This window comes from Saccharothrix syringae, from assembly GCF_009498035.1.
Lineage (GTDB): Bacteria > Actinomycetota > Actinomycetes > Mycobacteriales > Pseudonocardiaceae > Actinosynnema > Actinosynnema syringae.
Genome location: NZ_CP034550.1, coordinates 5,178,293 through 5,197,372, shown reverse-complemented (window position 1 = coordinate 5,197,372; position 19,080 = coordinate 5,178,293). Strand labels below are relative to the sequence as shown.

Here is a 19,080-nt window from a genome sequence, read left to right as displayed (position 1 = left end):
CAGAAAGCACAACCCGATAGACCAACGCGCACTGGGCCGTTCGCCGCCACCCTGAGGTAGGCCGAATGCCGCCTCCACTTCGGAGGGTGGACAACGTCGCTACCGGACGGTAACGGGTTTCCTGCGGCAGGTTCACCTCGGTAGGGGCACCTGTCGCACACCGACGGGAGGAGCGGATGAGCGGGAACGATCCTCACATTCATGCCAACGTGAAACTGGACGACGACGCCCACGCGCGGAACGCGATCGCCTCGACGTTCGGCCTGGCGGGCGATTTACCGGGAGTCGTCACCACCGGCTGCGGCCTGCGCGTGCCACGAGCCATGACGTCCCCGCTACCGGAACGGGTCACCTGCCTGCCGTGCCGCGACCACGCCCGAGAACTGCACCTGCGGCGGGCCGAACAGGTCGAGCGCCTCAGTACCGCACCGGGTTCGGCGGTGGCCCCGACCGAAGCCCGCGCGGTGGCCGCTTGGCACCGCGGGCAGGCCGAGCGGTTCTCCGGGACGGACGGCTGACGCCGATCGGTGATCGGGTGGAAAGCCGGAACCTTCAACCGATGGCCGGGCGAGAGGTGCCCGGAGTGGCCGACACGGTGTCGGGTGCGCGGGCGGGGTCGTCCAGGCCGGTGTGGTGCATGGCGGCGTCCACCTGCACCCGCCACCCCGGTCCGTGCCGGTGCCACGCCAACTGCCCGCCGCGCCGGGGCTGTTCGCCGGGCAGGCGGCGGAACTGGCCGCCCTGGACCGGGTCCTGGCCTCCGACCGGGGTGCGGCGGTGATGATCTCGGCCATCGGAGGGGTCGGCGGGATCGGCAAGACCTGGCTCGCACCGGCCTGGGCCCACCGCAACCTGCACCGCTTCCCCGACGGCCAACTGTTCGTCGACCTGCACGGCTTCAGCCCCACCGGACGACCGACCGAGCACGCCGACGCGCTGCGCGGGTTCCTGCCGGCGCTCGGCGCCGACCCCGAGGGCTCCCACCGGCCCCGGATGCCCTCGCCGCCCGGTACCGCAGCCCTGGTGGCCGGGCGGCGGATGCTGGTCGTGCTGGACAACGCCGCGAACCCCGACCAGGTCGTCCCCCCTCCTGTCTGCTGACCGTGCGCCTCGACGTCGACCCCGGTACGGCCGACGAACTGGCCGAATTGTGCGGCCGCCACCCACTGGCGCCGGCGATCACCGCCCGCCACGCCGCCGCGCACCCGCACGTCCCCCGCCGAACTGCGCGAACTCGGCCTGGACGTGCTCGACGACGACCCCGCCGCCAGCCTGCCCGCCGTGCTGTCCTGGTCCCTGCACCACCTCACCGAACGACAGCGCACCGCGTTCGCGCTCCTCGGGATCGCGCTCGGCCCGGACATCGACCTGCCCGCCGCCGCATCCCTCACCGGCCTGCCCCTGGCCGCGGCGCGCAAAGTCCTGCGCGCCTTGGAGAACCACTCGTTGCTCGACCGGCACCAGCACGGCCGCTGCTCGATGCACGACCTCGTCCGCGCCTGTGCCTCCGCCCGCGCCCATGACCTCCCGGAGCCGGAGCGGAGGGCGGCACTGGACCGCGTGGTGGACTTCCACCCGCACACGGCCCACGCCGCTGATCGCCACCTGAACCCCCATCGCCAGTTGATCCGGCTCGAACCACCCGCCCCCGACATCCACCCCCATCCACTGCCCGACCACCCGGCCGCGCCGGCCTGGCTGGACACTCACCACCCCCACTTGCCGGCGGCCCAACGCACCGCTGCGGACCACCACCGCCACCAAGCCGTGTAGCACCTCGCCTGGGCCCTGGGCATCTTCCACCGCTGGAGGGGCACCGCCACGACGCGCTGGCCGTGTGGCGGGCCGCCGCCGAAGCCGCCGAACACCTGCCCGATCCCTCCGCCCGCGCCCTCGCCCACCGGTTCCTCGGCCGCGCCCATGCCGAGTTGGGGCGGTGCGGCCAGGCCGTCGAGCACTACCGGCAGGCCGTCGTCCTGCTCCGTGCCCTCGGCAACACCACCAACGCCGCCGACGCCCTCGACCGCCTCGGCCACTCCCCTGCCGCCCTGGGCCAACACGCCCAAGCCCGCGCGGCATGGGAAGAAGCCTTCAACCTGTACCGACAACAGGGCCGCGACACCGACGCCGAACGCGTCCGCCGACAGCTCGACGCCCCACCCCGCTAACCCAGCCCCGGCCGAAAAACCAGCTCCGGGCTGTACCGGAGCCCACCGTCGTCCGCGTCCCCCAGGTAGAAGTGCGTCGACATCGTCCGCTCGTCCAAATCGAACACACTGCGCCACAACGTCCGCATCGGGAACTCCCCCGCCTTCCGGGCGTCGAACCGCACCTCGTCCAAGGCATCGCGCAGCAACGCGGGCGACATCGGCCCGGCCTTCATCCGCTCGCTCAACTGCTCCAACCGCTCGTGCGTGAACATCGTCTCCACCCCCTTGGCCGGCTCAACGGGCCCAGAACGCCGGTGCAGCGGGTGGTTGGTCACGCACAACGACTCGCCACCGGCCTCGACGACGTGCTCCACCCCGCCCTCGGTGTGCTCCCACACGAACGCCCGCCCCGACCGGTCCGCGATCAGGTAGTGCAGCGGCGTACCCAGGTCGTACTGCTTGGCCCCCAGCAGGGCCTGCTTGGCCTGCTCGACGTTCTCGCAGGTGTCGAGCACGAACCGGGGCAGCTGCGACGAGCCCAGGCCCACCTGCGGCCCGGCCTGCACGGGTTCGCCCGCGTGCTCCGCGTCGGCGATCAGCAGCGCGATCGCCAGGCCGTGCTCGTTGATGCCCTCCATGCAGCCGTCCAGCTCGTTCATCGTCACGAGGGTGGTGGCCGGTCCGTCGTCGGGCACGCTGGTGATGACGTACGGCCGCGAGGCCACCGGCGGCTCGTGCTCCGGTCCTTCCCCACCGGACATCAGCGCGAACATCTGCTGCCACCCGACGGTGAAGAAGTCGTAGTTGCGGCCGAGCAGCCCGTGTCCCTCGGTGGTCGCCGACGGCGCGCACCAGGTGGCCGAGCAGCCGGAGCCGGCCGGCAGCCCGGCCAGGCCGTCGAGGTGGACCTCGTCGGTGTCCGCGGCCACGCCCGCCACCTCGGCGGCACCGGCCATGCGCGCGTGGTGCTGCGGCCAGTGCCGCGCGAACCAGGCGCGGCGGGCGCGGGCGACGGTCGGGTCGGCGGGCACCGGTCGCCAGCCGCGGCCGGCGGCCTCCTCTGCCAGTGCCCTGCCGATCTCGGCCTGGCTTCCGGTGACCACGAGGTGGTGCACGGTCATGAAGTCGCCGCTGCCACCGGCCACGAGTTCGCGGGTCGCGTTCATCGGGTGTTCTCCTGTTCCGTCGGGTTGGGGGTCAGCGGGGCGCGCCACATGGGCCACAGGCGCGGTCCGCCCGGCAGGTCGACGGGTTCGCCGAGGTCGGTGAACCCGTGCCGGGCGTAGAGGGCGCGGCTGCGCGGTGAACCGGCTTCCAGGTACACCCCGAGCCCTTCGGCCCGGTCGAGCCGGTCGCGCAGCAGCGCGGAGCCGATGCCGCTCCCCTGCCGGGCCGGGGCGACGCCCATGCACGCCAGGTAGAGGTGCGCCTCGTCGCGCGGGTGCCGGTGCGCCAGGAGCCGGCCGAGGGTCAGCAGCCGCGCGGCGTTGCCGCCGAAGACCTCGCGCGGGTCCTCGCCCGGCTCCCCGTGGGGCGGTTCGCCCGCCGCCGGCGACAGCCAGACCGACGCGCCGTCCTGCCCGCCGACCAGGTACGCCTCGGCGGCCGGGTGTGCGAGCAGGGACTCGTAGAAGCGGGGCTGGAGGCGGCGGCGCTCGTCCTCGTCGGGGAAGAGCCAGGAGACCACCGGGTCGGCCATGAACGCCCCGGTCAGCACCTCCAGCACCGCCCGCCGGTCGGGCCCGCCAACCGGCCGAGGTGTGTCGTACATCGTTCCGAGATTCACGACTACAGCGTATTGATCAGTCATCGTGAAGGAAGAAAACCTAGCCAACACACGGCTTTTTCTCAGAAACAGTACTAGTGAGGCATTCCAGTGAACTAGTACACTTCCGGTTCTTGCCCATGATCTCGGAGTACCTCATGACGCCACCGGCCCAACGTCCGGAACCGCCATACCGCCGGATCGTCGCAGCGATCCGGGCCCGCATCACCGCCGGTGAGCTGCGAGCGGGCGAACCGCTGCCCTCCATCCGGCGGATCGCCCGGGACTGGGACGTCGCGATCGCCACCGCCACCAAGGCCGTGGCGGTCCTGCGCGACACCGGACTGGTCGAGACCAGGGTCGGCGCCGGCACGGTGGTCAGCGCGCACGCGACCCGGCCACGCCGCGGGAAGCCGACCGCGGCACCGCCCCTCGACCACGTCGTGCGCACCGCCATCGCGATCGCCGACGCCGAGGGGCTGGACGCGCTGTCCATGCGGCGGCTCGCGGCCGAGCTGGACGTCGGCCCGATGTCGCTCTACCGGCACGTGGCGAACAAGGACGACCTGGTGGCGCGGATGGTCGACGCGGTGTTCACCGACCGGGAACCGCCCGACCCCGGCCCGGACGGGTGGCGCGCCAAGCTGGAGCTGATCGCCCGCCTCCAGTGGGAGGTCGTGCAGCAACACCTGTGGCTGCCCAGGGTCATCTCCTTCACCCGACCGCCGCTCGTACCCGGCGCGATGGCGCACACCGAGTGGACCCTGCGCGCGCTCGACGGCCTCGACCTGCCCGCGGCGACCAAGGTCCGGGAGGCCATCACCCTGCCCGCGCTGGTCATGACCTCGGCGACGACCCTGGCGGCCGAGGTCGAGGCCGGGCACGACCGCGGCGAGACGTTCGACCTGTGGTGGGAGGCGCGCCGGAGCCGGACCGCCGAACTGCTCGACAGCGACGCCTTTCCGCTGCTGGCCGCGGTGCCGCAGGAGGTCGTCGCCGACCTGGACGGGCTGTTCGAGTACGCGCTGGCCCGCCACCTGGACGGGTTCGCCGCGCTGCTGGAGGGCCGTTCGGCCGATTTCTGACACAACACTGTGCGGCACACAGTACTGTGTGACCCGTGCCCGATGACGAGCTGTTGTCCACCCACTTGCAGGAGCTGCGCCGCGGGACGGCGGTGCTGGCCTGCCTGCTCGTCCTGCGAGAACCCAACTACGGCTACGCCCTGCTCGACCTGCTCGACCGCCGCGGCTTCGCGGTCGACGCCAACACGCTCTACCCGCTGCTGCGCCGGCTGGAGAAGCAGGGCCTGCTGACCAGCGACTGGAACACCGACGAGTCGCGGCCGCGCAAGTTCTACCGGACCAGCCCGGAGGGCGAAGAACTCGCGAACGCCCTGGTCCGCGACTGGGACGGGCTGGACACCGCGTTCCGCGCCCTGAGGGGGGAGTCATGACGACCACGGCCGACCTGACCGAGCGGTACGTCGACGCGACGCTGCGCCGACTGCCCGCCCGGCTGCGCCCCGACGTCGAACGGGAGCTGCGCGCCTCCATCGCCGACGCGGTGGACGCCCACGTCGACGGCGGCGCCGACCCAAAGGAGGCCGAACGGGCCGCGCTCACCGCGCTCGGCGACCCGGTGCGCCTGGCGGCCGGGTACGCCGACCGCCCCCTGCACCTGGTCGGACCCGCCCACTACCCGGACTACCAGCGGCTGCTGGCGGTGCTGATGGCCACCGCGGTGCCGGTCGTGGCCGCGGTGGTCGGCCTGGTCGGCGTCCGGCGGGGCGAGCCGGTGGCCGACGTGCTCCTGGGCGCCCTGGGCGCGGCGGCCACGGCGGGCGGGCACATCGCGATCTGGACGACGGTGCTGTTCGCGCTGCTCGAACGGGCGTCGCGCCGGCCGTCCGCCCGGCCGTGGACGCCGGACCGCCTGCCCGAACCGACCAGTCGGCGGGCGAGGCGCACCGAGCTGGCCGCCGCGACCGCGGCGCTGGTCGTGGGCGTCTCGCTGGTCCTGCTGTCGCCGACGATCAGCACCGTGACCGGCGCCGACGGCGCCCCGATCGGCCCGCTGTCGCCGTGGCTGTGGGAAACCCGCTTCGTGCACCTGTTCACCGCCCTGCTGGTGGTGGCGCTCGGCCTGGTCCACCTCAAGCACCACGTGCGCTGGAGCGCGCCGGTCGCGGCCCTGGTCGACGTCGCCTGCGCGGTCGCACTGGTCTGGCTGGTCGCCAACGACCGCGTGCTCAACCCCGCCTTCGTCGAGGCCGCCGGCTGGTCCGACGGCGTCGTGCGGGCGATCCACACCTCCCTCTGCGCGCTCGCCGCCCTGACCGTGCTGCACGCGGTCCGCGAGGCGGCCGTCCACATCCGCCGTTGACCCCCTGGAGGAACCGTGAAAGCCGTCACCCACACCAGTTACGGCCCGCCCGACGTGCTGGAGTACACCGACGTCGCGGACCCGGAGGTCGGGCCCGACGACGTGCTGGTCCGGGTCCGGGCCGCCTCGCTGAACTTCGGCGACCGGGCGGCCCTGCGCGGCACGCCCCGGCTGGTCCGCCTCGCCTTCGGCCTGCGCAGACCCAGGGCGACGATCCTGGGCCGCGCGGTCGCGGGCGTGGTCGAGGCGGTCGGGCCGCGCGCGACCCGCTTCCGGGCGGGCGACCGGGTCGTCGGCGAGGTCGACCAGCGCGGCTTCGCCGAGTTCGTCGCGGCGCCGCAAACCCGCCTGGCGCGAATCCCGGACGGCGTGTCCTTCGAGCAGGCCGCCACGCTGCCGATCGCCGGCACCACCGCCCACCGGGCGCTGCGGCTCGGCGGCGTCCAAGCCGGTCACGCGGTGCTGGTCAACGGCGCGTCCGGCGGGGTCGGCACGTTCGCGGTGCGGCTGGCCGCGCTGCTCGGCGCGGAGGTGACCGCGGTGTGCGGCGCCCGCAACGCCGAGCAGGCCCGTTCCCTCGGCGCCGCGCACGTGGTCGAGCGCGACCGGCAGGCCGACATCCCCGGCCGCTACGACGTCGTCGTCGACCTGGCCGGCGACCGCCCCCTGTCCGCCATGCGGGAACTGCTGACCCCGACCGGCGTCTACGTCGCCTCCAGCGGCAGCGGCGGCCCGGTGCTCGGCCCGATCCCCCGCCTGCTGGCCGTGGTCGCGCTGTCGCCCTTCACCGGCCGGCGGCTGCGCCCGCTCATGGCCAAGCCGGACGTGGACGACCTGGCCCACCTCGCCGACCTGGTCGCGTCCGGGGAGCTGGTGCCGGTGGTGGAGCGGACCCACCCCCTGGCCGAGACCGCCGACGCCATCCGGCGCGTCGAGGCCGAGCACGCCCGCGGCAAGGTCGTGCTGGTGGTACCGGGCTGAAGCGTCACCCCAGGGCGGCGATCACCTCGTCCGCGGTGACCGGCAGGGAGAACATGGGGAAGTCGAAGCGCAGCGCGTTGTCGTGCTCCTCCTGCGAGGTGGCGGCGGTGCAGTCGGTCAGCGTGACCACCCGGTAGCCGTGCTCGTAGCCGGTGCGCATGGTGGACTCCACGCAGCAGTTGGTCAGGAACCCGCCGAGCACGATGGTGGTGATGCCCTTGCTGCGCAGGATGAAGTCGAGGTTGGTGCTGGCGAACGTGTCGAGCCCGCGCTTGCCCTCGACCACGATGTCGCCCTGGCGCGGTGCCAGGTCGTCGACGATCGCCGCGCCCCAACCGCCCTTGACGAACGCCTTGCCGTCCACCACGCCCTTGAGGACGCCGTAGGGGTGCGAGGAGATCTCGTGGTAGCCCTCGGCGAAGGTGATGGGCGCGTGCATGACGGTGACCCCGGCGGCCCGCGCGGCCTCCACCAGCGCGACCGTCTTGGGCAGCATCCCGGTGCTCGCCATCACCCCGCTGACCGCGTCGTGGAGCACGCCGCCCTCGCTGGTGAAGTCGTTCTGGTACTCGATCAGCACCACGGCGGTGGTCTTCGGGTCCAGGGTCAGCTCGGTCATCGTGGCCTCCCGCGTCGGTCGCGGGACCGATTCAACGGGCCGACGGCCCACCCGGCAATGCGACATCCGGGTGCACCCGACCGGGTTCACCCGACCAGGTTCACGCCCGGCTCGCGACCACGTCCAGCGCACCCGCGGGCGGTGCGGGGGAGCAGCGTCGGGCGGTCGAAATGCCAATCGAATGCACGGCCGAATGGAATAGACCCCACTAATAGAACACATATGTGAACCCGAGTGGCCGCAAAACAACCACATATGTGAACCGGAAATCCGCCGTTGACACGCCGGAAACAAGCTCTTACGGTGCGATGAGAATCCCCTTTCGCCGCCTTCGGACTTCACCTTCGTCGGGAAGGGAAAACCATGCGCACTCCTGCCGGGACCAGGCGCGCCCTGCCCCGGGTCGCGGTGGTCGCCGCGACCCTGGCCGCCTCCCTGCTCACCGTGCCCGGCGCGGCCCTGGCCGCCACGGCCGACGGCTTCGCCTCGGTCGACGCGCTCGGCCAGAACGGCACCACCGGTGGCGCGGGCGGCGCCGTCGTCACCGCCACCACCACCGCGCGGTTCCTGGACTACATCGCCCGCCCCGAACCGCTGGTCGTGCAGGTCAGGGGCACCATCACGCTGCCGACCGGCAGCTCCGACGGCATGCACGACGTGGCCTCGGACAAGACGATCGTCGGCCTGGGGAGCGACGCCCGACTGGTCGGCGGCGGCCTCAACATCGGCCTGCCGGTCGACGACCGGACCACCTCTCCCCCGCCCGACGCGGTGCACAACGTGATCATCCGGAACCTCTCGATCACCGGCGCGACCGACGACCTGGTCAACGTGCAGATGTTCAGCCACCACATCTGGATCGACCACAACGACTTCTCCAACGGCGACGACGGCGCGGTCGACATCAAGCGCGGCTCCGATTTCGTCACGGTCTCCTGGAACAGGTTCCACGACCACGACAAGACGCTGCTGCTCGGCCACGACGACGACAACGGCGCGCAGGACGTCGGCCGACTGCGGGTGACCTACCACCACAACTACTTCGACGGTTCCGACCAGCGCAACCCGCGCGTCCGCTTCGGCGAGCCGGTGCACGTCTACAACAACTACTACCGCGACAACAGCTACGGCGTGGCGTCGGCGATGAATGCGGGCGTGGTGCTGGAGGGCAACTACTTCCACAGCGTCAACAACCCCGCCCGCGTCGACTTCAGCGGCGACCTGGGCCGCCTGGTCTCCCGCGACAACGTCCTGGTCGAGTGCAACCACGCGATCGAGGTCCGGGGCAGCGTGGTCGAGCCGCGCACCTACTACCCGTACACCCCGCACCGCGCCGCCGAGGTGCCCACCGTCGTGCCCGCCGGCGCGGGCGTCGGCAAGGTCTGAGGGAGAACACCGTGATCAGCAGGCGCACCCTGCTCGCGGGCACCGCCGCGACCGCCCTGACCGCCGCCGCGGGCACCGCGGCCAACGCGCGCCCCGCCACCACCACGCGCCCGGCCTGGGCCGCGCCGTTCGCCACGGCCGACGGCTTCGCCGGGACCGACCTGCTCGGCCAGAACGGCACCACCGGCGGCGTGGGCGGCCCGGTGGTCACCGTGCGGGACACCGAGGCGTTCCTCGACTACTGCGACCGCAACGAGCCTTACGTCATCCAGGTCGACGGGATCATGCGGTTCAGCAGCAAGCGGGCCCTGCGGTCGAACAAGACCGTCATCGGCCTGCCCGGCGCCGAGATCAACGGCGGCGGCCTGGACGTGTACCGCCGGCAGAACGTGATCATCCGCAACCTCAGGTTCACCGGCGCCGACGACGACGCGATCAGCATCCAGCAGTCGTCGCACCACATCTGGATCGACCACTGCGACCTGGGCAACGGCGCGGACGGCCTGGTCGACATCGTGCGCGGCGCGGACCTGGTCACCGTGTCGTGGTGCCACTTCCACGACCACAGCAAGACCGCGCTGCTCGGCCACTCGGACTCCAACGCGGGCCCGGACACCGGCAGGCTGCGCACCACGTTCCACCACAACTACTTCGACGGCACCGCGCAGCGGCACCCGCGGGTGCGCTTCGGCGAGCCGATCCACGTCTACAACAACTACTTCCGCGACAACGCGCTGTACGGCGTGGCGTCCACCGAGAACGCCGGTGTGCTGGTCGAGCACAACCACTTCCAGAACGTCGCGCACCCGATCTACTCCGGCTACGACGAGAGCGGACCGGGTCGGGTGGTCGAGCGCGACAACGTCTACGTCGGCTCGGGCGCACCGCAGACCCTGGGCACCGTGGTCGAACCGCGCACCTACTACGCCTACACCCCCGACAACGCCTCCTCGGTGCCGTCCCTGGTCACCGCGGGCGCCGGCGTCGGCCGGATCTGAGGAAGAGGACATGAGCCCGTTGAACCGCCGGCGCCTGCTCGCCGGCTCCGCACTGGCCGCCGTCGCCGCCACCGCCCCGCGCAACGCCAGCGCCCACCCGACCGCTCGCACCCACCCCTCGGTGCTCGCCGCCGCCGACGGCTTCGCCTCGGTCAACGCCCTGGGCTCCAACGGCACCACGGGCGGCGCGGGCGGCCAGGCGGTCACCGTCACCACCGGCGACGCGCTGGCCGACTACGTGGGCCGCAAGGAGCCCTACGTCATCACCGTCTCCGGCCGCATCGAGGTCGACGACATGCTGACCGTGGTCGCCAACAAGACGATCGTCGGCGCGGGTTCGACCGCCGAGATCACCGGCGGCGGCCTCCAGCTCGGCTCCACCACCCGCCCGGGCAACAACGTGATCATCCGCAACCTGCGCTTCACCGACGCCTCGGACGACTCGATCAGCGTCACCAACAAGGCCCACCACGTGTGGATCGACCACTGCGACCTGTCCCGCGGCTACGACGGCCTGCTGGACATCAAGCGGGAATCCGACTACGTCACCGTGTCGTGGAACCACTTCCACGACCACGGCAAGACCGCGCTGCTCGGCCACTCCGACACCTACACCGCCGACCGGGGCAAGCTGCGGGTCACCTACCACCACAACTTCTTCGACCGCACCGACCAGCGGCACCCCCGCGTCCGGTTCGGCGAGCCCGTGCACGTCTACAACAACTACTACCGGGGCAACTCCCTCTACGGCGTGGCGTCCACGGAGGACGCGGGCGTGGTGGTCGAGGGCAACTACTTCGAGAACGTGGCCAAGCCCGTCCTGTCCGGCTACGACAAGAGCGGACCGGGCCGGGTGGTCGAGCGCGACAACGCCTACGTCGGCTCGGGCGCACCGCAGACCCTGGGCACGGTGGTCGAACCGCGCACCTATTACGCCTACACCCTCGACGCGGCGTCGTCCGTGCCGTCCCTGGTCACCGCGGGCGCCGGGGTCGGCCGGATCTGAAGAACCCGGCCACGCCTCCCGCCCCGGCAACCCCACCGACAACGGCGATGGCTCGGGGCTTCCGGGCGAACCACGGCGGCGGGTGCCCGGACGTGCGCGGGTCGGACACCCGGGACGGCGCCGAGGTCATCCCGTGGACCTGCCACGAGGGCGCCAACCGGAGGTGGACCGCGATCCGCTCCTGCCCCCTTGCGCCCGACCGCGGGGCACCCGGCGCCGGTCGGGTGCCCCGCGGTGGTCGGGTCCGGTCAGTTCCGGCGGAGGACCAGGGTCCCGGTGTTCCGGCCGTCGAACACCGGGTCGAGCTCGGGCGGGAACGTGACCTCGCCCCCCTGGGTCACGGTGAACCAGTGGGACCCTCCCGTCGGGAGGACGACGAGGTGTTTGCCGGGCAGCAACGAGAGGTGCTGCGGTTCCCGGGCGTTCATCCTCGACTTCACCTCGGACACCGCGAAGGACGCGTAGGACGTCGCCGTGGCGTCGAAGCCGATGCGCAGGCCGTGGACGACGAGCGTCGAGGTGTCGCGCACCTCGAAGATCCCCCGGTCGGTTTCGGCGTGGGTGAGCGAGCCGTCGGTGTTGAGCGTGAAGGTCACGGTGTTCGACGCGGTCGGACCGATCGAGTGCGAGCCGGGGAGGAGGTTCCAGGTCTTCACCGCTTCCCGGCTCGCTCTGCCGACGGAGATCAGCGAGTAGAGCGGGTAGGAAGTGTCGGTCATGTCGAGGGTTATCCCCTTGCCGCGCACGGTCAGGGTGTTGCCGTGGGTTGCGAGGAAGGGCGCGTACGTCGCATCGGGGATCGGCGAGCCGTCCGGACCCACGCTGAACCACACGCTCACCGAAGAAGTCATGAAGAGCTGGTGCCTCCCGGGGAGCAGCTTCCAGGTCTTGACCTTCTCCTGCCCCGCCTTGCCCGCCCAGACCAGGGTGTAGTCGGGGTAAGACACCCCGGTCACGTCGACCACCACCTCCGCACCGTGGAGCTCCAGCGTGCTCCCGCCACGCACCACGGCGAACCGGTCGGCAAGATTGGTACTCCTCACCGTTCCGTCGAGAGCCACCTCGAAGTGCACGGGCACCTCGGACGCCGTGACCAACGTGTGAGGCCCCGGCATCAACCGCCAAGTCCGCGACTCCGTCGCCTTCACATTGCTTTCCACGTAATACAGGCTCATAGTGCCGTACGACGTATCACGGGCATCGACCGTCACCGGCCGACCCTGCAAAGTCAGCGTGCCGGAACCACTGCCACCGAGAACCCCGCCGTACTTGACGTCGTAATCGACGGTCCCAACCGGGGTCACACTGAACCACACGCTCACCGAAGAACTTACGAAAATCTGATGCCTCCCGGGAAGCAGCTTCCAGGTCTTGTCCTTCTCCCGACCCGCCCTGCCCGCCCAAACAAGAGTGTAGTCAGAATAAGACACCCCGGTCGCGTCGACCACCACGTCCCCGCCGTGGAGTTCCAGGGTCTTGCCGTCGCGCACCACCGCGAACCGGTCGGAAAGATTGGTACTCCTCACCGTTCCGTCGAGACCCACCTCGAAGTGCACGGGCACCTCGGACGCCGTGACCAACGTGTGAGGCCCCGGCATCAACCGCCAAGTCCGCGACTCCGTCGCCTTCACATTGCTTTCCACGTAATACAGGCTCATAGCACTGTACGACGTGTCACGGGCATCGACCGTCACCGGCCGACCTTGCAGGATCAGCGTGCCGGAACCACTGCCACCGAGAACCCCGCCGTACTTGACGTCATAATCCACGGTCCCAGCCGGGGTCACACTGAAGTACACCCTCACCAAAGAAGTCATGAAGAGCTCGTGCTTCCCGGGAAGCAGCTTCCAGGTCTTGACCTTCTCCTGCCCCGCCCTGCCCGCCCAGGCCAGGGTGTAGTCGGGGTAAGACACCCCGGTCACGTCGACCACCACGTCCCCACCGTGGAGCTCCAGCGTGCTCCCGCCACGCACCACGGCGAACCGGTCGGAAAGACCAACGTTCCCCACCGTCCCGTCGAGACCGACCTGGAACCGCACCAAGACCCCGGACGTCACGGCAAGGGTGTGAGGCCCCGGCATCAACCGCCAGGTCCGCGACTCCGTCGCCTTCACATTGCTTTCCACGTAATACAGGCTCATGGTGCCGTACGACGTGTCACGGGCATCGACCGTCACCGGCCGACCCTGCAGGATCAGCGTGCCGGAACCACTGCCACCGAGAACCTCGCGGTACTTGACGTCGTAATCGACGGTCCCAGCCGGGGTGACCGTGAACGGGTGGCTCACCGCGCCGGAGAGCGCCGCGTGCGCGCCCGGCATCAGCTTCGCGGTGTACGACTTCGCAGTGACCGCACCTATGCCCGAAATGCCCACCGTGAAGTAGTCCGTGGCCGACGCGTCGACCTCGACCGGGAGACCACGAACCTCAAGCCTGGCGGTACCTCGCCCACCAAAAGCACGATCAAGCGACGCGGCGTAGTCGACACGCCCGTGGCCGTCCACCTTGAACGCCTGCATCGCGCCGTTGCTCGACGCCACTACGTAGGCACCCGGCAGCAACCGCCACGAATACACCTTCGGCGCTTTGCCGCCGACATTGATTATGCCCATGTTCGGGTAATCGGTGTCAGAGGCATCGACGGTGACCGGGAGGCCGTGCAGTGACAGTGCTCTCGTGCCCCGTCCTTTGACGACCTGGTCGTACCGGGGGTCGTACGAGACGTTCCCCCCGGCGTCGAGCGAGAATTCGACGACTTGACCGGACGACGTGTGCAACTTGTGGTTGCCGCGGGCGAGTTCGACCTCGTGGACGCGGTCCCCGGCCAGTCGATCGGCGATGCCGCCGATGTAGAAGTGCGGGTAGGAGGTGTCGGACACGTCGAAGGCGACGGACACGAGCCCACCCGTCCGCGTGGTGGTCGTGGTGGTTGTGGTGGTCGACGTGGTGGCCGGCCCGACGTCGGAGGAGGACGCCGTCGAAGGGGCGACCGGCGGCTCCGCGGTGGGGACGGCGGCGAGGGAAGCCGGCGTCGCGGCGGGTGCGGTCGGGTTCGGGAACGTGACCGGGCTGTCGACGGGCTGGTGCTGCTGCCGCGTCGACGTCGACGCGGCAGCAGTGGGTGTGGGCGCAGGTGTGGGTGAGGGTGTGGACGCGGGCATGGCGACGGCGCCGGGCAACGTGGTGGAGGTCGGGGCGATCGGTTCCTCGACCGCCTCGGCCGTGGTGTCGGGCGGTGAGGAGGCGGCCACCAAGCCGACGACGGCGAGGGCCGCCGCGCCCACGGCGACGCGGAGGACGGCGGGGTTCTGCGTCACGAACACGACCGCTTGGTGCAGTCCCTGGTGGCGGCTCGTCCACGATCCCAGCAGGGCTGTCAGGCGACCTCGCCGGGTCGGCTGCGGGGTCGCGGTGATCGTGGACCGGGCCGCGGGCGTGGTCAACGCCAGCGCGGTGGACGACGCGGCGGTGGACGACACGACAGACGTGGACGACTGCGCCAGTGCGCGTCCGTCACGCGTGTGGCCGAGCCACCCGATCAGGGTGCGCCGCCGTTCGTCGTCCTCCGGTGCGATCAGCGCCGGTGGCAGCGCCCAGCGCGCGAGGGTGCGGGCGTCGGCCGCGCGTTCGCCGCACACGTCGCAGCTCGTGGTGTGCCCCAGGACCTTGCCGACCTGCTTGGGCTTGAGCACGAGTGCCCGCCCCGCCGCCAGTTGGTCGGCGGTGAGCAGGTCTTCCAGCATCGCGGCCAGGCCGTCGCAGCGGGAGGCGCCGGTGCGGGCGACCACGAGCGCGGGGATCGCCTTGAGGACCTCGCCGCGGGCCCGGCTGAGCTGCCGGTCGACCCGGGCGGGTGTCATGTCGAGTTCGGCGGCGAGTTCGGCGGCGCTGATCTTGCGCTTCTCCCGCACGCTCAGGTGCAGGTGCGCGGTGAACACGCGGCGCAGCCCGTGGCCGATGCCGTCGGCGGCGGCGTGCACGGTCGTCCACAGCTCTCGTTTGCCGAGCAGGAACTCCAGGTCCGCCGGTGTGGGCGGCGGGTCGCCGTCGCCGTCGAGCTCCCAGGCGGGTTCGTCCTGCGGGGTCGCGATCTCGGTGGGCGGCTCGTGGCCGGTGTGGCGGGTCCGCGCCTGACTGAGTTCTTCGTAGTGCTGTTTGAGCAGGTTCGCGGCGATGCCGCGCAGCCAGCCGTTGAGCGAGGTGACGGTGGTGTTGCCGTCGGTCAGGCCCTCCATGGCGCGGACGAAGACCTCGTTGACGTAGGCGTCGGCCTCGCCGGGGTCGCGCAGCTTCGCGAGGAAGTACGGCTTCAGGCGCTCGGCGCACCTGTCGTACAGGGCGAGCTGCGCGGACCGCTCGCGTTCGCGCAGCCGCCCGACGAGCTCGGCGTCCCCGACCGCCACCGCACTTCCCGAGTCCTCGCGCGCACGGCTCGCGAGCCGTGCCGGTAACCGGCTGTCGTCCACTTCTCCTCCGCAGGGCCGTGGTGACTGTCTCGGGGACGAGTGGGGCGCGTCGCCGAAACCTCCCCGGTTCCGGCCAAGATCTTTTCCGGCGGTCTCGGGGCCGAAGCAGCTCGGTGCGCGCCGGACGAGGAACCTCCCCGGTTTCGTCCTACCTCCTTCGTCACATTTTTTCTCCGGTCGTTCGGGGGGAGATCCCGGGCGGTCCCGCCACTCGTCCGGTGTCCGCGGCCATCGGGGCCGCAGAAAACGGAAAAGGGTGGGCAAGCATGCGTACCGACAAGATCACGCTGAGCGCGCTGTTGCTCTGCCTCGTGCTGGCGGTCCTGTTCGCTCGGCAGGTCCCGGCGACGGCGACGGTTTCGGCGTTGCCGTGCCCGACGGTCAGCTGCGCGGGCTGAGGACGGGGCGACCGGCGTTGCCGGGCCTGTCGCGACCGGGCCCGGCAACGCCGCACCCCCACGATTCCCCATTCGCGTGAATAACACGCCGACACCGTTCCACCCCGCCTCCGCCGACAGCCGGCAAAAGCCTGTACGGGCGCTTGAAACGATCTCCGCGAAGCACCACTGTTGGCGTGTGGAGATCCGGTTGCTCGGCCCGGTCGAGGTCGTGCCGGCAGGTCGCCCGGTCTCCGCCGGGTCGCCGAAGCAGTGCTGCGTGTTGGCCGTGCTGGCGCTGGAGGCCAACCGCGTCGTGCCGGTGGAGACGATCACCGACCGGGTCTGGGACCACGACCCGCCGCCGAACGCCCGGGGCATGGTGCAGACCTACGTCAGCCGGCTGCGCCGGGTGCTCACCGGCGGCACGGCGACCATCGACCGCCGCCCGGGCGGCTACCTGCTCGCCGTCGACCCCGACGCGGTCGACCTGCACCGGTTCCACCGGCACCTCGCCAAGGGCGCGGTACGCGAAGCACTCGACCTGTGGCGCGGGGTGCCGCTGTCCGGGGTGCGCGGCGACTGGGCCGAGCACATGCGCCACGCGCTGGAGGGACGCCGCTCCGACGCCCGGCGCCGGCTGCTGGCCGCCCGCATGGACGCCGGTGACCGCGACGTGCTCCCCGAACTCGACGAACTGCTGGTCGCGCACCCGCTCGACGAGGAGCTGATCGGGCTCCGGATGCTCGCCCTGCACCGGGCCGGCAGGCAGGCCGAAGCGCTGGCCTGCTACCGCGAGGTCTACGCCCGCCTGCTCGACGAACTCGGCGACGAACCCGGCGCCGCACTCCGGGAGCTGCACCAGCGGCTGCTGCGCCGCGACCCCGCGCTCAAGGGGCCGCCCGCACCGGCGGGGCCGGAAGTCCACCGGTCCCCCGCCGCCCCGGTGGTGCCCAGGCAACTGCCCCCGAGCACCCCCCACTTCGTCGGCCGGGCCGACGAGCTGGGCCGGCTCGACGCGGTGCTCGACGACCGCGCCGGGGTGGTCGTCGTCGCGGTGGGCGGCATGGCCGGGGTCGGCAAGACGACCCTGGCCGTGCACTGGGCCCGCTCGGTCGCGGACCGGTTCCCGGACGGCCAGCTGTACCTGGACCTGCGCGGGTTCGACGACACGAACGACCCGGTGGGGCTCGGTGAGGCCACCCGCTTCCTCCTCGACGCGCTCGGCACACCGCCGGAGCGGGTGCCCTCGACGGCCGAGGGCCGGGCCGCGCTGCTGCGCAGCCTGCTCGCCGACCGCGCGGTGCTGGTGGTGCTGGACAACGCGCGCACCAGCGACCAGGTGCGGCCACTGCTGCCCGGCGGACCCGGCTGCCTGGCGCTGGTCACCAGCCGCAACCTGCTCACCGACCTGATCGCGCACCAGGGCGCCGTCCCGGTGAACCTGGAGGTGCTCAGCGAGCAGGAGACGGCCGGCCTGCTGACCCGCAGGCTCGGACCCGACCGGGCCGGCGCCGAGCCCGACGCGTTGTCCGACCTCGTCCGGCACACCGCCCGGCTGCCGCTGGCGGCGTCCGTGCTGGCGGCACGCGCCCAACTGCGCCCGACGTTCCCCCTCGGCGCCCTCGCCGCGGAACTGCGCGACCAGCGGTCGCTGCTGGACTCGCTCGACGTGCGCGGCGTCTTCGACTGGTCCTACCGCCAGTTGCCCGCGCCCGCCGCGCGCCTGTTCCGCCTGCTCGGCCTCCACCCCGGACCCGACGTGCCACTCACGGCGGCAGCCGCCCTGGCCGAGGCGCCACCCGCCGAAGCACACGCGATCCTCGGCGAACTCACCGACGCCCACCTGCTCACCGAGCACACCCCCGGCCGCTTCCGGTTCCACGACCTGCTCCGCGCCTACTCGCGGGCCCTGGCCGAACAGCACGGCCCGGAACGCGACCGCGCGGTACGCCGCCTGCTCGACCACCTCCTGGCCACCGCCTACGCGGCGGACCGGCTGCTCGACCCGCACCGCGACCCGCTGGACCTACCCGTGACACCGGCCCCCGTCACCGACGCCGCGCAGGCACGCGCGTGGATGACGACCGAACACGCCGCGTTGCGCGGCGCGATCGCCCTGGCCGCGAACACCGGGCACCCCACCCACGCGTGGCAGCTCCACTGGTGCCTCCAGACCTTCCTCCAGTCGACCGGGCGGTGGACCGACCTGGTCGACACCGGGGAGATCGCCCTCGCCGCCGCCAGAGCCGTCGGGCACACCACCGGCCAGGCACTGGCACATCGCGGCCTGGCGCTCGCGCAGGCATGGCAGGGCGACCACGACGACGCCGAACGCCACTTCGACCAGGCCCTCGCGCTGCACCGCGCCGACGGCGACCTCGTCCGACAGGCCAGGACACACCTGGAGATCGACTGGATGCACCACCGCCGTGCCCGGCACCGCGAAGCGTTGGACCACGCGCTGCAGGCACTCGCGCTCTACCGGTCGGCACACCACCGGGCCGGTCAGGCGGGCGCGCTCAACGACGTCGGCTGGTGCCTGGCCGAACTGGGCGAACCCGTGCAGGCACTGGCGCACTGCGACGAAGCCCTCCGCCTGCACCACGAACTGGGCAACCGCCACGGCCAGGCCGCGACCTGGCACAGCATCGGCTACGCCCGCCACCAACTCCGCCACCACGTCGAGGCGATGGCGGCGTACCGGTCCGCACTCGCGCTCTACCGCGAACTGGACCGCCGGTACGACCAGGCCGTCACGCTGGACCACCTCGGCGACACCCTCCACGCGACGCACGACGACACCGCGGCATCGGAGTGCTGGCACGAGGCCCTGGCCATCCTGGAGCAACTCCACCACCCGAAAACCGCGGACGTGCGGGTGAAAGCCGGAGCCGTCCGGTAGGCGGTCCGGTCGTCGGCGGGGTTCCGCCGTGTCAAGGAGTCT

Annotated in this window: 17 protein-coding genes; 13 read left to right on the top strand and 4 right to left on the bottom strand. The window is 71.7% G+C overall.

Annotated features, from left to right (window positions below):
• Positions 1 to 176: 176 nt before the first annotated feature.
• The 4 genes from EKG83_RS22605 (at position 177) to EKG83_RS48085 (ending at position 2,168) form a co-directional block, all read left to right on the top strand.
• On the top strand, positions 177 to 518 hold the full coding sequence (locus tag EKG83_RS22605) for a hypothetical protein (RefSeq protein WP_033429505.1): 342 nt from the start codon (positions 177 to 179) through the stop codon (positions 516 to 518).
• A gap of 160 nt (positions 519 to 678) precedes the next feature.
• A complete protein-coding gene (locus EKG83_RS48095; protein ID WP_228122784.1) occupies positions 679 to 1,101 on the top strand; it encodes a hypothetical protein in 423 nt (140 codons plus the stop codon).
• 144 nt (positions 1,102 to 1,245) lie between these two features.
• Complete coding sequence (locus tag EKG83_RS48090; RefSeq protein ID WP_051765107.1) at positions 1,246 to 1,773, top strand: hypothetical protein; 528 nt, start codon at positions 1,246 to 1,248, stop codon at positions 1,771 to 1,773.
• A gap of 62 nt (positions 1,774 to 1,835) precedes the next feature.
• Positions 1,836 to 2,168 (top strand): tetratricopeptide repeat protein, encoded by a 333-nt coding sequence (locus EKG83_RS48085; RefSeq protein WP_051765110.1) that lies wholly within the window; start codon positions 1,836 to 1,838, stop codon positions 2,166 to 2,168.
• Here the strand turns inward: EKG83_RS48085 and EKG83_RS22595 are convergent.
• Positions 2,165 to 3,316 (bottom strand): C45 family peptidase, encoded by a 1,152-nt coding sequence (locus EKG83_RS22595; protein WP_033429506.1) that lies wholly within the window; start codon positions 3,314 to 3,316, stop codon positions 2,165 to 2,167. The two genes, EKG83_RS48085 and EKG83_RS22595, sit on opposite strands and share 4 nt — an antisense overlap.
• Entirely contained in the window at positions 3,313 to 3,936 is a 624-nt protein-coding gene (locus EKG83_RS22590; protein ID WP_170191790.1) for a GNAT family N-acetyltransferase, read from the bottom strand. Before EKG83_RS22590 ends, EKG83_RS22595 begins: the two co-directional genes overlap by 4 nt.
• A 119-nt stretch (positions 3,937 to 4,055) precedes the next feature.
• Here EKG83_RS22590 and EKG83_RS22585 point away from each other — a divergent pair, with 119 nt between their 5' ends.
• The 4 genes from EKG83_RS22585 to EKG83_RS22570 are packed head-to-tail and all read left to right on the top strand — an operon-like array spanning position 4,056 to position 7,281.
• The gene (locus tag EKG83_RS22585) at positions 4,056 to 5,000 is read left to right on the top strand and encodes a GntR family transcriptional regulator (RefSeq protein WP_228122907.1); all 945 of its coding nucleotides are present in this window, start codon (positions 4,056 to 4,058) and stop codon (positions 4,998 to 5,000) included.
• A gap of 35 nt (positions 5,001 to 5,035) precedes the next feature.
• On the top strand, positions 5,036 to 5,371 hold the full coding sequence (locus EKG83_RS22580) for a PadR family transcriptional regulator (RefSeq protein ID WP_033429508.1): 336 nt from the start codon (positions 5,036 to 5,038) through the stop codon (positions 5,369 to 5,371).
• A complete protein-coding gene (locus EKG83_RS22575) occupies positions 5,368 to 6,300 on the top strand; it encodes a permease prefix domain 1-containing protein (protein ID WP_051765112.1) in 933 nt (310 codons plus the stop codon). The genes EKG83_RS22580 and EKG83_RS22575 overlap by 4 nt, the downstream gene beginning before the upstream one ends.
• Before the next feature lie 15 nt (positions 6,301 to 6,315).
• Complete coding sequence (locus tag EKG83_RS22570; RefSeq protein ID WP_033429509.1) at positions 6,316 to 7,281, top strand: NAD(P)-dependent alcohol dehydrogenase; 966 nt, start codon at positions 6,316 to 6,318, stop codon at positions 7,279 to 7,281.
• Positions 7,282 to 7,285: 4 nt separating this feature from the next.
• Here EKG83_RS22570 and EKG83_RS22565 read toward each other — a convergent pair whose 3' ends face one another.
• Positions 7,286 to 7,900 (bottom strand): cysteine hydrolase family protein, encoded by a 615-nt coding sequence (locus EKG83_RS22565; protein WP_033429510.1) that lies wholly within the window; start codon positions 7,898 to 7,900, stop codon positions 7,286 to 7,288.
• Positions 7,901 to 8,263: 363 nt separating this feature from the next.
• On the opposite strand from EKG83_RS22565, the gene EKG83_RS22560 reads away from it, so the two are divergent.
• From EKG83_RS22560 to EKG83_RS22550, 3 genes are read left to right on the top strand one after another with little or no spacing between them, the layout of a single operon-like run.
• The gene (locus EKG83_RS22560) at positions 8,264 to 9,286 is read left to right on the top strand and encodes a pectate lyase family protein (protein ID WP_084716191.1); all 1,023 of its coding nucleotides are present in this window, start codon (positions 8,264 to 8,266) and stop codon (positions 9,284 to 9,286) included.
• Positions 9,287 to 9,297: 11 nt separating this feature from the next.
• Entirely contained in the window at positions 9,298 to 10,284 is a 987-nt protein-coding gene (locus EKG83_RS22555) for a pectate lyase family protein (protein WP_033429511.1), read from the top strand.
• A 10-nt stretch (positions 10,285 to 10,294) separates the two neighbouring features.
• A complete protein-coding gene (locus EKG83_RS22550; protein ID WP_033429512.1) occupies positions 10,295 to 11,290 on the top strand; it encodes a pectate lyase family protein in 996 nt (331 codons plus the stop codon).
• A 248-nt stretch (positions 11,291 to 11,538) separates the two neighbouring features.
• Here the strand turns inward: EKG83_RS22550 and EKG83_RS22545 are convergent, their stop codons facing one another.
• Positions 11,539 to 15,756 (bottom strand): RNA polymerase sigma factor, encoded by a 4,218-nt coding sequence (locus EKG83_RS22545; RefSeq protein WP_153278304.1) that lies wholly within the window; start codon positions 15,754 to 15,756, stop codon positions 11,539 to 11,541.
• Positions 15,757 to 16,022: 266 nt separating this feature from the next.
• On the opposite strand from EKG83_RS22545, the gene EKG83_RS49080 reads away from it, so the two are divergent.
• Positions 16,023 to 16,154, top strand: coding sequence for a hypothetical protein (locus EKG83_RS49080; protein WP_265590344.1), 132 nt, complete (start codon positions 16,023 to 16,025; stop codon positions 16,152 to 16,154).
• Between the two features lie 178 nt (positions 16,155 to 16,332).
• Positions 16,333 to 19,038 carry an AfsR/SARP family transcriptional regulator gene (locus EKG83_RS22540; protein WP_051765114.1) on the top strand — a complete coding sequence of 902 codons (2,706 nt, stop codon included), beginning with the start codon at positions 16,333 to 16,335 and terminating at the stop codon, positions 19,036 to 19,038.
• The last annotated feature ends 42 nt before the right edge of the window (positions 19,039 to 19,080 follow it).